Origin of the sequence: Paraburkholderia tuberum STM678 (genome assembly GCF_902833905.1) — a bacterium.
Taxonomy (GTDB): Bacteria; Pseudomonadota; Gammaproteobacteria; order Burkholderiales; family Burkholderiaceae; genus Paraburkholderia; species Paraburkholderia tuberum.
In genome coordinates, this window is the sequence record NZ_CADFGP010000005.1 from 123,232 (window position 1) to 135,889 (window position 12,658).

Annotated in this window: 11 protein-coding genes and 2 pseudogenes; 4 read left to right on the forward strand and 9 right to left on the reverse strand. The window is 62.0% G+C overall.

The window, feature by feature from the left end; all coding sequences use genetic code 11:
• Window positions 1–38 precede the first annotated feature (38 nt).
• Window positions 39–935, forward strand: coding sequence for a transcriptional activator NhaR (gene nhaR / locus HWY30_RS05790; RefSeq protein ID WP_090805051.1), 897 nt, complete (start codon window positions 39–41; stop codon window positions 933–935).
• A 676-nt stretch (window positions 936–1,611) separates the two neighbouring features.
• On the opposite strand, the gene HWY30_RS05795 is transcribed toward nhaR, so the two are convergent.
• From HWY30_RS05795 to HWY30_RS05805, 3 genes and pseudogenes are all read right to left on the reverse strand, one after another.
• Entirely contained in the window at window positions 1,612–1,962 is a 351-nt protein-coding gene (locus tag HWY30_RS05795) for a hypothetical protein (RefSeq protein ID WP_090805054.1), read from the reverse strand.
• 122 nt (window positions 1,963–2,084) lie between these two features.
• Window positions 2,085–2,411, reverse strand: a pseudogene (locus tag HWY30_RS05800) (type 2 periplasmic-binding domain-containing protein); the annotation flags it as partial.
• A gap of 27 nt (window positions 2,412–2,438) precedes the next feature.
• Window positions 2,439–3,506 (reverse strand): GGDEF domain-containing protein, encoded by a 1,068-nt coding sequence (locus HWY30_RS05805; protein ID WP_244144796.1) that lies wholly within the window; start codon window positions 3,504–3,506, stop codon window positions 2,439–2,441.
• A 79-nt stretch (window positions 3,507–3,585) separates the two neighbouring features.
• Here HWY30_RS05805 and HWY30_RS05810 point away from each other — a divergent pair.
• Both HWY30_RS05810 and HWY30_RS05815 read left to right on the forward strand, forming a co-directional pair.
• A pseudogene (locus HWY30_RS05810) lies at window positions 3,586–3,711 on the forward strand (IS30 family transposase); the annotation flags it as partial.
• A 173-nt stretch (window positions 3,712–3,884) separates the two neighbouring features.
• Window positions 3,885–4,631 carry an SDR family NAD(P)-dependent oxidoreductase gene (locus HWY30_RS05815; RefSeq protein WP_090805057.1) on the forward strand — a complete coding sequence of 249 codons (747 nt, stop codon included), beginning with the start codon at window positions 3,885–3,887 and terminating at the stop codon, window positions 4,629–4,631.
• 186 nt (window positions 4,632–4,817) lie between these two features.
• Here the strand turns inward: HWY30_RS05815 and HWY30_RS05820 are convergent, their stop codons facing one another.
• The 6 genes from HWY30_RS05820 to HWY30_RS05845 all read right to left on the reverse strand — a co-directional run bounded on the left by HWY30_RS05820 (window position 4,818) and on the right by HWY30_RS05845 (window position 11,006).
• Window positions 4,818–6,005 carry a fumarylacetoacetate hydrolase family protein gene (locus tag HWY30_RS05820; RefSeq protein ID WP_090805059.1) on the reverse strand — a complete coding sequence of 396 codons (1,188 nt, stop codon included), beginning with the start codon at window positions 6,003–6,005 and terminating at the stop codon, window positions 4,818–4,820.
• A gap of 80 nt (window positions 6,006–6,085) precedes the next feature.
• Window positions 6,086–7,657: a UxaA family hydrolase gene (locus tag HWY30_RS05825; RefSeq protein WP_090805062.1), complete on the reverse strand. Its 1,572-nt coding sequence runs from the start codon at window positions 7,655–7,657 to the stop codon at window positions 6,086–6,088.
• A 96-nt stretch (window positions 7,658–7,753) separates the two neighbouring features.
• Window positions 7,754–8,503 (reverse strand): hypothetical protein, encoded by a 750-nt coding sequence (locus HWY30_RS05830; RefSeq protein WP_244144797.1) that lies wholly within the window; start codon window positions 8,501–8,503, stop codon window positions 7,754–7,756.
• Entirely contained in the window at window positions 8,478–9,371 is an 894-nt protein-coding gene (locus HWY30_RS05835; RefSeq protein WP_090805067.1) for a fumarylacetoacetate hydrolase family protein, read from the reverse strand. The genes HWY30_RS05830 and HWY30_RS05835 overlap by 26 nt, the downstream gene beginning before the upstream one ends.
• A 13-nt stretch (window positions 9,372–9,384) precedes the next feature.
• The gene (locus HWY30_RS05840; protein ID WP_090805790.1) at window positions 9,385–10,197 is read right to left on the reverse strand and encodes a 2-keto-4-pentenoate hydratase; all 813 of its coding nucleotides are present in this window, start codon (window positions 10,195–10,197) and stop codon (window positions 9,385–9,387) included.
• Window positions 10,194–11,006: an IclR family transcriptional regulator gene (locus tag HWY30_RS05845; RefSeq protein WP_090805068.1), complete on the reverse strand. Its 813-nt coding sequence runs from the start codon at window positions 11,004–11,006 to the stop codon at window positions 10,194–10,196. The genes HWY30_RS05840 and HWY30_RS05845 overlap by 4 nt, the downstream gene beginning before the upstream one ends.
• 84 nt (window positions 11,007–11,090) lie before the next feature.
• Between HWY30_RS05845 and HWY30_RS05850 the strand changes: the two genes are divergently transcribed.
• Entirely contained in the window at window positions 11,091–12,524 is a 1,434-nt protein-coding gene (locus HWY30_RS05850) for an MFS transporter (protein ID WP_090805071.1), read from the forward strand.
• Window positions 12,525–12,658 lie beyond the last annotated feature (134 nt).

The following is a 12,658-nucleotide window of genomic DNA, read 5'->3' on the forward strand; positions in this document are numbered from 1 at the left end:
CGAGAAAAACGTATCTTTCCGTAATCGGTGGAGGGTTCGTGAATTTCAAGCATCTCTATTACTTCTGGGTCGCGGCTCGCGCGGGCGGCATCGTGCGCGCGGGCGAGCAGTTGCACATCACGCCGCAAACGCTCAGTGGCCAGATCAAGCTTCTCGAAGAGGCGCTGGATAAGAAGCTGTTCAGGAAAACCGGCCGCACGCTCGAACTGACCGATGCCGGGCGCCTCGCGCTCGATTACGCCGATGAGATATTTTCGTTAGGTTCGGAACTCGAAAGCGCTGTGCGGCGCGAAAGCGAATCCGGTGCGCAAACGCGGTTTCGCGTCGGGATCGCGGATTCGGTCCCCAAGGCGATTGCGTACCGGCTGCTGGAACCCGCGCTGAGCGCGTCGGCGTCGCTGCGCATGATCTGTCACGAAGGCAAACTGCACGCGCTGCTCGCGCAACTGGCCGTGCACCGCCTCGATCTGATCATCGCGGACGCCCCCATTCCCGTCGACGTCAACATCAAGGCGTTCAATCACCGCCTCGGACGTTCGACGCTAAGCTGCTTCGGAACCCAGGCGTTGATTCAAAGCAGCAAAAAACGCTTCCCGATGTCGCTCGACAAGCTGCCTGTGCTACTGCCCGGCACGGAATCCGCCGTGCGGCGCAAGCTGGATCACTGGCTCGCCTCGCACGCCATTTCGCCGCGCATCGTCGGCGAGTTCGACGACGGAGCGATGACCATGGCATTCGGCCGCGAAGGCCGCGGCCTGCTGTTCGCGCCAACCGTGCTCGAAAGCCAGTTGCAGACAGAGCACAACCTGACGATAGTCGGGCAGATCAATTCGATCGTCGAGGAATTTTTTGCAGTCTCTATCGAGCGCCACATCAGCCACCCGGCTGTGGCGATGATCATGGACGCGGCGCGTAGCGAACTGTTCAACGTTTAGCGGGGCCGTTTCCGATGTGAACGCGACGTTCGAATGTCCTCGTGAGAGGACGTGCCGGTGGGTGGCGATGGCCGCACCCGGCCGGATGGCCACGCACTCGCATAAGCACCACGAATTGAGCAGCGGCGATAAATGAATAGGCTCCAGCAAAACGGTGGCGTTGGTATCAGGCGGAATGCCAGCAGGCGGAACCCGACTAAGGCGCCGGCGTCGTCCGCGATACAGCTGCGCTGACGATGATCGCAATGCGATAGTTCCATTGGGCCGATCGCGCCTTGCGAGCCGAGAAATGGAACCGTGCAAAGCTCGCCCATCGACCCTTTATGTCATTCGACAACAGCTCTTGCCACCGTCTCTTCCTGAAGTACTGCGGTCGTTCGTTCACTACTCTACCAACGGATGTTGGTGGAAAGCCGGCAGTACGCTGTTTCGCGGGTATTGACTGCAGTCGCACAATCGATCTCGCCTTTATCGCGGCGACGTCCCGGCAATTCGTCGCCGCGTTCGCCGGTTGCAACCGACTGAGGGGCCCGATATGGCAATGCCAGAAAGCGAATTACCCGGCGGCCGCCAAGCTCCGGTGATAGGTAGCGCCCAGCGGTGCGTTGCTATCCGAGCCTTCCAGAACGAATCGAGCGGCATTGTTTTAGGGGCAGTCCGCTAGGCCTTGTCGCGCCTAGAGGCCGCGACCCCGGTAAACCGCATCAAAATCACGGGGACCCCGAGTCGCAATGCGCGCCTGCTGCCTGCGGATGATCGAACGCGCCGCGCGGGCCAGCGCGAGATCGAGTGCGCCGCGCCAGTCTCTTGCGATCGAGGTCACGACGACAGGCGTCGCATCGGGCGTCTGCACCTGCACCTGGCAGCGTTTGTCGAGTCCGCCGCGCGGGCCGTTGATGTCCGACATGCTGACGGTCGCCTGCGAAATCAGCCAGTCCATGCGGCGAAACACGAACCGGATGCGTTGGCGCGCGAAGCTGCGCAGACGGACGGCTTCACGGTCGCGGGACTTGAACAGGACTTGCATGAGACACCTCCTTCGTGGGTACGGCTCAAGAGTACGGTGAGAAGGCGTCGAGGAAAAAGCAGAAATAACGGAAATGCAGCTTCGGAAAAACCGAACCTTCTTTTTCGTGATCACGAACGCGCTCACGCATGCGCCGCACTCAACACCTTTTGCGTCGAAGGATGATGCCGCCCGCGCCGCGACACGATTGCGTGTATTTCCTCCTTCACTTCCGGCGAGCGGCCGAGCCAGCGCAAGCCGTGATGCATGGGACCGTTGCGCTCGGCGCCGAACGCCGCGAGCGCAAACACGCCCATGCCGCGCGACGCGAGGCATTGCGGAAAATGATCGACATGCGTTTTTTGCACCACGGCGGCCGGCCCGTACCAGTCGATCGGCGAAGCGATCAGGCGCTCGCTGGATAGACGCAGATTCGAGTTGTGCGGCGCGGGCTGGCTGGACAGCACGAGCAGGGCACCGCGGGGAACCCTGTCCGCTTACACGCCGGCACCCGTCTCATCGAAGAATGAGGTTTTGTCCGTCCCGTTCGCTTTGGCGCGATACATCGCGCTATCGGCCTGGCGCATCAGGGCGTGTACATCAAGACGTTCGTCCGCGCTATTGGTACCGAGCATGCGCACGCCAATGCTGGCCGATACGGCGACGGGATGACCGCCGATCTCTCGAAGCCCATGAAGGATGTCGTGGATACCGTCGGCAATCGCGCGCGCGCCGGCGTCGTCATGCACGTGGCGGGCGAGCACCGCGAACTCGTCGCCTCCCAGGCGGGCAACCGTATCGCCGCGGCGAATGCGTGTCTGCAGACCGTTGGCGAAGCACTGCAACAGTTCATCACCCACCGCATGCCCATAAGCGTCATTGACGTACTTGAAGCCGTCGAGATCGATGAACAGCAAGACAGACTGTCCTTTATCGTCGTCTCGCGCCGCAGTCGCTTTGGCGATCGCCTGCTCGAGGCGAGTGCGGTTGCTGAGTCCTGTCAGAGGGTCCGTCGCAGCCTGCCGTTCGAGCCGATGCACGAGGGCCATCAAGTACACGGAAGTCGCCGCGATGCTGAGCATGATGCCCAATCCCACCGCGAGGTTTTCTCTCCACCACGGCTCGACGTGCATCAAAATCACGACGCCTGCAAGCGCAACTGCACATGAAAGTAGCAACGGCCGCTTGCCGTGGCGGCAACCGGCACCCACAAGGAACCAGAACACGACCCAGAGCAAGGGCAGCGCCACGCGCCCGCCGAGCGCCAAGGCAGTCATGACAAGCGCCTGGTCTGCAATGGTGGTGACCGTCAATCGAAGGCGCGGCCGAACTGTCGCGGCGGTCGCGGCTACGTATGTCGCCACGCCGAATACCACGTATGCGAAAACCACGCCCAGAGTGTCATACGCGGCGGCCGTGCGTTGGAGCGCGGCGACGGCGATATAGCCGATCAACACGACCGTGCCCAGGCATATCCGGAGGAGCGCCTGCTCCTTCTCAGGTTGTCCGCGAAAGACACCTAGAAACGTTTGCTCATGCCAACGCTGCGCGCCCGGCCGCTCCATGCCGTGTACCCCGTCAATATTGTCTTTTGCAGAGCGGGCATTCTATCGCTTTTGCCGGCGACCAATGCTTCTTGCCGCTCTCTCCGTCTACTCACAGGCCCGGCTTAATGCAGTAGCAAGGCGGCTCAATGAACGCCCTCGGAAAACACTAAACTTCGACGCACCAGCTGAGCGATTTCATCAAACTGTTGCATCGACCGGTTGAATCCGCAAGCCAGAACGGCCGAAAGATCGATGAAAGCAAGAGGGCGACTTTCCGGCGAAGACGCTTTGAAGGGGGCAAACTAGGATGCTTTCCGGCAACGCCTCGCTCGGCGACACCACGCCTCGCAGACGAGGCCGCAACCGGTTCTGCCCCCCCAACCGAGGAGTTCCACGATGCCAGCTCATTCGCTCAACTTAAACGATCGCGTCGCCTTGGTGACCGGCGGCTCGCGCGGAATCGGACGCGCCATTTCGATCGCGCTTGCCTCAGCCGGCGCAGCAGTCGCGGTCAACTATCGGCAACGCGAGAACGACGCGGCCGACGTCGTCGCGGAAATCGAACGCGCCGGAGGCCGCGCGATAGCGGTATGCGCCGACGTATCGGTCGGAGACGACGTCGAAGCGATGATCGCCGAGGTGGAAAACCGCCTCGGCCTGATCGACGTGCTCGTGAACAACGCGGGCACCGCGACGATCGTCGACATCGATGATCTTGTGGAAGCGGAGTTCGATCGAACGCTCGCCGTCAATCTGAAATCGGCGTTTCTCTGCACGCAGGCAGTGCTGCCCGGCATGCGCGCGAGGCGCTGGGGCCGCATCGTCAACGTCTCGTCGGCCGCCGCCCGCGGCCCCGGCTTGGTTGGCGTTCACTACAACGCATCGAAAGCCGGGCTCGAAGGCTTGACGCGCGGCTATGCTGCACGGCTCGCCCGCGAAGGGATCACTGTCAACGCCGTTGCACCGGGACCGATCGACACCGAAATGGCTGGACCGCTTAAGGCGTCCAACGTCGCAGAAAGGCTGCCCGTCGGGCGCTTGGGCGAAGCGAGCGAGGTCGCGGAGGTCGTGCTGATGGTCGTCGGCAACGCATTCATCACGGGCCAAACGATCCCCGTCAATGGAGGCGCAAGCTTCATATAGATCCTTGGCCGCATCGCGCGCGGGCAAGATCCGATATGGGCACCGCTTGGACCACGCAGCCGCAAACGGTCCAGTTTGAGGATGCGTTTAAAGCAGGTTGCTTGAAGTGACGCGACAACTGCGTTGACAGCCGCCGGTCCGCTGATAGTCAATGAAATATCAGCGGACCCACGGGCAATGGAGCGACTACGACTCCGCTTTCCCGGTATGCCCACGAAGAATGCTGGCGAGCAGTGCGCCGACCCCAAACTCCCAGGGCGCAATGCGATGCGAATGGTTGACCGTGTTGATGAGCGCACCGAATCGCGGGCTCGATATCGTTACCGTATCGCCGATCTGATGCGTGAATCCTTGCCCTGGCACGCTACGATCCGCGGTCGGTGCAAACAACGTCCCGAGATAAAGCATCATTCCGTCCGGGTATTGATGGTGAGAGCCCATCGCTTGCGCAACGAGTTCTGTCGGGTCCCGGCTGATGCGTTTCATGGAGCTAGCCCCTGTCAGAACATATCCATCTGTTCCTTCTACGCGTAGCGAAAGCTCCGCAGCCCGAACATCATCGAGACCGAATGTACTGTCGAAGAGGCGAATGAACGGGCCAATCGAAGCTGACGCGTTGTTGTCCTTCGCCTTACCGAGCAGCAGCGCACTCCGGCCTTCGAAATCCCGGAGATTGACGTCGTTCCCAAGCGCGGCGCCGACGATTTCCGCCCGGCTGGTCACCGCCAGCACGATTTCAGGCTCCGGGTTATTCCACTGCGAATTTTCATGAATTCCGATTTCGCTGCCGGTGCCGACGGCGGACATGGGCTGCGCTTTCGTGAAAATTTCCGCATCGGGACCGATGCCGACTTCCAGATACTGCGACCACATTCCTTCCTGAATAAGTACGTGGCGCACCGCTTCGGCTTCGGCAGACCCCGGGCGAACGCTTGCGAGCCGATCGCCCAGTACTGACATGACACGCGCGCGCACTTCGTCGGCCCGGCTCGCGTCGCCTCCCGAGCGCTCCTCGATCACCCGCTCCAGAAGGCTTTCGACGAACGTCACACCGCTCGCCTTGACCGCCTGAAGGTCACATGGCGCGATGAGCCAAGGAGTCGACGGATCGCGCCGATCGAAGGCGGAATTGGCAAGAACCAGGTCCAGTGTCGCAAGTCTCGGCAGGTTCGCAGCGGCCTCCTTCAGCCGAAGGCCGATTCCTGGTTGCTCAAGCAGCGTGCTGGTCGTCAGCGCGAACGACGACACATCCACCAGTGCGCCCCCGATAACGGCAACAGGACACGGCGCGCCGATATCGGGGCACCACGCGCGCCCCACGAGCACCGCCTGCTCCAGATCGTCAGGCAACGCGGATCGGTCATTCAATGGCATCTAATCTTTTTCCAACCTGGTATGGGTTATTGCTGAGCATCAGTGCGGTGCACGCTCTACTTGTGCCGGACAACAGCGGCTCACATGATTGCGCTGATTTGCCAAGGCACGAATTCGTTTTGCCCGTAACCGTGCTGCTCGCTACGAGAGCGTTTCCCGGAGGCCACGTCGAGCAGCAGTTGGAACAGCACTGCGCCAAGTTGCTCGATCGTTGTGCTGCCTTCCAGCACTTCTCCGCAGTTCAGGTCCATATCGTCGGACTGACGTTGCCACAGCGCGGTGTTTGTCGCGAGCTTTACCGATGGCGAGGGCGCGCAGCCGTAAGCCGAACCGCGTCCCGTCGTAAAGCAGATCAGGTTCGCACCGCCGGCAACCTGGCCGGTCGCCGACACCGGATCGTAGCCAGGCGTGTCCATGAACACGAGACCGCGCGCCCTAACCGGCTGGGCGTATTCGTACACCTCGACCAGGTTCGTGGAGCCTGCCTTTGCGATGCCGCCCAACGATTTCTCGAGGACGGTCGTCAAACCGCCGGCCTTATTGCCCGCCGACGGATTGTTGTTGATCTGCGCCCCTTGCCGCTGCGCGTATGCTTCCCACCACCTGATGCGATCGACCAGTTTCTGTCCCACTTGGGGCGTTACCGCGCGGCGGGTCAATAAGTGCTCGGCGCCATAAATCTCCGGCGTCTCCGAGAGAATCGCGGTACCGCCGTGCCGCACGAGCAAATCGACGGCTGCACCCAGCACAGGATTGGCCGTGACGCCCGAATATCCGTCCGACCCACCGCATTGAAGGCCAATGGTGAGATGACTTGCCGAAACCGTTTCCCGCTTAACGTCATTCGCGTCGGGCAACATCTGCCGAACCAGTTCGATACCTTTTGCAATAGTCAGGGTCGTGCCACCGGTGTCCTGAATCGTGAAGGTTCGCAAGCGGTCGTGTTCCCTGAGCCCCTGGGTTTCGAGCAGCCGCGAAATCTGATTCGTTTCACAGCCCAGGCCGATAACCAGCACGCCCGCGAAGTTGGGATGGCACGCATAGCCGCCAAGTGTGCGCTGGAGGATCGCGAGGCCGTCGCCTTCGGAGTCAATAGCGCAACCCGAACCATGGGTGAGCGCGACGACGCCATCGACGTTCGGAAACGCGGCCAACGCTTCAGGATGAATGTCACGGCGGAAATAGTCGGAAATGGCTCGCGCGACCGTGGCGGAGCAGTTCACCGAGGTAAGGATGCCGATGTAATTGCGCGTTGCCACGCGGCCGTCTTCACGCACAATGCCGCGAAATGTCGCCGATTCAGTTGATGGGACAGCGGCACGTACGCCCTGACTGAATGCGTAGTCACGGGCGAATTCGCCCATCGCGAGATTATGGGTGTGAACGTGCTGCCCCGCGCGGATCGGCTGACTCGCAAAGCCGATGATCTGGCCATAACGGTGCACCGCTTCACCTTCACCGATGTCGCGTGTCGCCACTTTGTGACCGGGCGGGATCAATCCCGAGACCGTCACCGCTTCCTCATCCAGCACCGTGCCGGACATGAGCTGATCGAGGGCGATGACGACATCGTCAGCGGGATTGAGTCGAATGACGCGAACCGGTCTGGCCGCGGTCGATGCGACGGACTTGCCCGCAACAGGGGACGACATGGAACTACTCCTTCGTTTCTCAATGCGTAACGACGGTTTCAGGATCGGCTGCACGACGTCGCATTACGCGCGGTGCAGCCGTGTTCAAACGACGTTTCAGCCAGCGCTCCACGGCGTCTTGCAGCGCGTGTACTCGAGTTGATAGAGCGTGGAGTCCGGCGCAACCGCAGCGGCCCCTGGCAAAGCAGTGAGCCCGGCAAGGAAAGCGTCCACTGTTGTGCGGACGTAGTCGGCACGGCATCCTTCGATCATCACGATCCATGTCGGCACCTGGGTGCCTTCCGAACGCGCCTTCTTCTCAGCAGTTTCGACCTTGCTGACGGCCTCATCGGCCAGACACAGGTGCACGCCCGTGATCCCTGGCCGGTCGACGAGCGGCGGCAAGACCCGTTGACGCAATCCCTTCACGACATCGGCCCGCGCCGCGGAAGGCACGTCGAAGCGCACCGTCATGAGATTGACTCCCTGCCCAACACCTTCCGAATACGCCACATGGCAGATCGAGCGGGCCACGCTGCGAAACGAGGCGACGACCTGCTTCGTCCACGGCGTCGGCGAATTGAGCCGAAGCAGGTAGTCCTGCGCGCCGAGCACCTCCACGGTGTCGGCTTCATACAGATTGAAGTACTCGGGGCCCGCATCCAGCGCAATGTAGCGCCGCCCGCGCCTGAACCCCGGAATTCCGGCGCGTTCCGGCATGTGCTCGCGGTTGTGCCACTCGTAGAATTCATCCTTCGCTTCCGGCAGCAGGTCATGCCAGATTGCGACGACGCCCGTTCCAGCAAGGCTCATATCTCCTCCTTCTACAGATCGAATCGTTTTATCGTGCCAACGGATATTCGCCACGGCCCCATGCCGTGCCAAGCGAATCCGCATACCGCACGACCTTCTGGCTCTGCTCGCCGAGTCCGCTGCCGCCGAGGCTCATGGTGTCGCCCGCTTTCAGAAAGACGGGCGGCTTCTGACCGAGGCCGACACCGGGAGGCGTCCCGGTAATAATGACGTCGCCAGCCATCAGTGGCATGAAGCGGCTGAGATACGCCACGATATGCGCGACGTTAAAGATCATCGTGCGTGTGTTGCCCGTCTGACGACGTGTGCCGTTGACGTCGAGCCACAGGTCGAGCACCTGCGGGTCGGGCACTTCATCACGCGTTACGAGCCACGGGCCGAGCGGCGCAAAAGAGAAGCCGCTTTTGCCCTTGGTCCACTGGCCTTCGCGTTCGAGCTGATACGCGCGTTCGGAAACGTCATTGGCAAGGCAGTAACCCGCCACATGATCGAGCGCGGCGGCTTCGTCGATCTGCCAGGCGGGTTTGCCGATCACCACGCCCAGTTCAACCTCCCAATCCAGCTTTTGAGCGTATGCCGGCAAGATAACCGGATCGTTCGGACCGCTGATCGAACCCGTATGCTTGTTGAACACGACCGGTTCCCGCGGGATGGGCGTATCGGTTTCAGCGGCATGATCAGAGTAGTTCAGACCAATGCACACGAGGTTACGGACATTGCCGATACAGGCGCCCAGGCGCGTGCCCGCTTCCACGACGGGCAGGCGATTCAGATCGAGTTCGCTCAGCTTCGCAAGAGCCGCAGGCGAAACAGTCGTTCCATCGATGTCGTCGACGATGCCGGTCAGATCGCGGATCGCGCCGCTTGAATCGATGACACCGGGATGCTCCTGACCAGGCTGGCCGAAACGGACGAGACGCATTTGAAGACTCCTATCAAGACAAAAAAAGTATCGGCAACGTGCCGAGATCACCGAAGCCGATATGCAACTCACTGCCGATCGGCAACTCGAGCACGCCCGCGTAAGAGCCCGTGATCACCGCCTGGCCGGCATGCAATCCAAGGCCGCGGACGCGGAGAAAATTGACGAGCCACACGATCGGCGCGAGCACGCTGCGATCAGGGTGGCGGCCAGCAAAACTGATCGTGTCGTGTCCGGCGCGAGTCAGACTGACGGTGAATTCGACCGGGAGATCGGCCGGCGTCGCGCCATCGCGCAATTGAACGCGTGGCCCCATGACAAGACCGGCGTTGAACAGACCGTCTGCAAGCAATTCAGGAAACGTCAGCGATTCTGGATGCGCATAGCGACTGCCCAGCAGTTCGAGCGCGAGGTGAACATTCCCCAGTGCGTCGAGCACCTCGGTTTCGCCATAGGCTTCGCGCCGTGGCGGCAGATCGCGAGCCAGCAAACAGGCGAGTTCGGGTTCTGCCCTTACAGAAGACTGCGCAAGCCCGGCGCGAGTGCAGCATTGGGCGCCTCGATGGATAACGGCGTCATAGATTGGCGCAGCGATGAGTTTGCCCGCCGGCGGCAGCGCGCATTTCCAGGCGCCGGCCTGCCAACCGAGCTGATCGCCCACCTGTTGCTGGATTGCGAAACCCTCATCCAGATTTTGGGGACGCAGTTCGACGGGAAGGCGCTCCGCGAACGTGCCTCGCTGGCGCGCCGTGACGAGAAGGCGTGCTGCCTGCTCATCCAGCGCGGTGAGTCGCTCGAGAGCCTGAGCTGCGCCCGGCGCGTTCATGCCGCCTCGCTCGCATGCGCACAGACGCTCTGGCGCGGCCATACGGCACCCAGCTTCGCGGACGCTTGCTGCAATAGCGCGTAAAAGGCCTCGTAACGCTCCGGCTGAACCCGTGTGACCGGCCCGGCAATGCTCATGGTGCCGACCACCGCACCGTCAGGCCGCGCACGCACCAGCACCGCCAATGCGACGACACCCGGCTCGGCCTCTTCGACGACAAGGCCATAGCCACGCTGCCTGGTCCGCTCCAACTCCGGAATCAGCTGCTCGACGCTGGTAATGGCCTTCGGCGTCCATGCGCCCGCGGCGGACGCTTTTCCGAGTCCACCACGCAGGGCGTATTCGATCGCCTGGTCGTTCGGCATTCCAGCCAGCCACGCCTTGCCAACCGATGTGGCATGCAAGACGATGGGACTATGCATGGACGGCGAATACATCAGGCCCGGTGCCGCGCCCTGGGACGCTGCCAGCCACGCGAGTGTTCCTTCGTTGACCACCGTCAGCCGGACCAGCTCGCGGCACTGACCCGCGACCTCATCGAGGATCGGCTGCACCAGACCCGGCAGACCAAGCCCATGCAGGTACCGCTGACCGAGCAAAGACAGCTTCAAGGTCAGACGGTACTGGGAGGTCTGTTCATCCTGTTCCGCCCAGCCCTGCTCGCACAGTTGCGCGAGTACGCGGTGGGCGGGCCCTTTTTCCAGCTCGAGCTCCCCGGCGATGTCAGACATACGCATCCACCGCGCCTCTCTTGCCAGCAACTCGATCGCCTGCAGCGACCGGTCAACTGCTCCCTTGACAACTCTCATAATTGACGTAACATGATTCTTAATGGAACTGTGTTACAACAATAGACAAACAGCACCGGAAAGTCAATCACGATGGAGACAAGCATGAATCGGAACACCCGGGCTAAGCCTCACGGCAAGCGCCAGTCGAAGATCGCCGCGGCCAGCGGCTGGATCGGCTCGGCGCTGGAGTACTACGACTTCTTCATTTACGCGACTGCGGCGTCGCTGGTGTTCCCGCAGCTCTTCTTTCCGTCTGATAATCCAACGGTCGCCATCATCGCCTCACTGGCAACCTTCGGTGTCGGCTATATCGCCCGCCCGGTGGGCGCCGTCGTCCTCGGCCACTGGGGCGACCGCCACGGCCGCAAGACGGTGCTGCTCCTCTGCATGTTCCTCATGGGCTTTTCAACGATGGCCGTCGGGGTCCTGCCAACCTATAAGCAGGTCGGCATCTGGGCGCCGGTGCTGCTCGTGGTTCTTCGCCTCATCCAGGGCTTCGCGGTCGCCGGGGAGCTCTCCGGCGCCAGTTCAATGATTCTCGAGCACGCACCGTTCGGCCGGCGCGGCTACTTCGCGAGCTTTACCCTCCAGGGGGTGCAGGCCGGACAGCTCATGGCGGCAGCGATCTTCCTGCCTCTCGCGCATTTCATGCCCAGGGACCAGTTCGCCTCCTGGGGCTGGCGGATTCCGTTCCTGCTCAGCATCGTCGTTCTCATCGCGGGCTACGTCATTCGCCGCAAAGTCGATGAGACCCCGGCGTTCGCCGAGGAGCGCGTGCACGGCGAAATTCCCGCCTCGCCAGTCGTCGAAGTGCTCCGGCAGAGCTGGGACGATGTCGTGCGCGTGGTCTGCATGGCGCTTACCGCCGTCATCGCCCTTGTCGCCGCGGTCTTCGGCACCGCCTACGCGGTTCAGCCGGCGTACGGCATCGGCTTCCCTCCCGGCATGTATCTGTGGATCCCTGTTCTGGGCAATATCTGCGCAGTGATCCTGATTCCCTTCGTCGGCAACCTCTCAGACAGGATTGGTCGCAGGCCGCCAGTCCTTGTCGGCACCCTCAGCGCCGGACTGCTCTCGTTCGTGTATCTGTACGCTATCAGCATCCATAACGTGTGGCTGGCGATGGTTCTCTCGGTGCTCATGTGGGGCATCGCCTATCAGGGCTTCAACGGCGTATTCCCGAGCCTGTTCTCCGAACTGTTCCACACGCGCGTGCGCGTGTCCGGGATGGCCATCGGGCAGAACGTCGGGACGACGCTTTCCGCGCTGCTCCCGGCATTCTTCGTCGCGGTCGCGCCCCCCGGCTCCGCCGATATTCCACTGAAGATCGGAGCCCTGACATTCGGCATCTGTGTCGTGGCCGCGATCGCCGCCTTTACCACGCGCGAGACGTACCGGGTCCGGCTCCACGATCTCGGCGACCGCAACGGGGTCCCTGTACCCAAAGGCGAATACGATCGTCTGCGCGCCGAGATGTTGCGTGAGGCGACCGGAACAGCCGGCTCACAGGATCTGACGAACCAACTGCGCTCGTAGCCGAAAGCAAGGGCCATATCGGCAGCGACCGCCCGGCGCAACTTACGCTGTTCGGACGAGCCGGGCAGGAACACGCGGCCGCGGCACTCGCCAATATCTGATGCCACACAGGAGAAAGACACATGCACAACCAA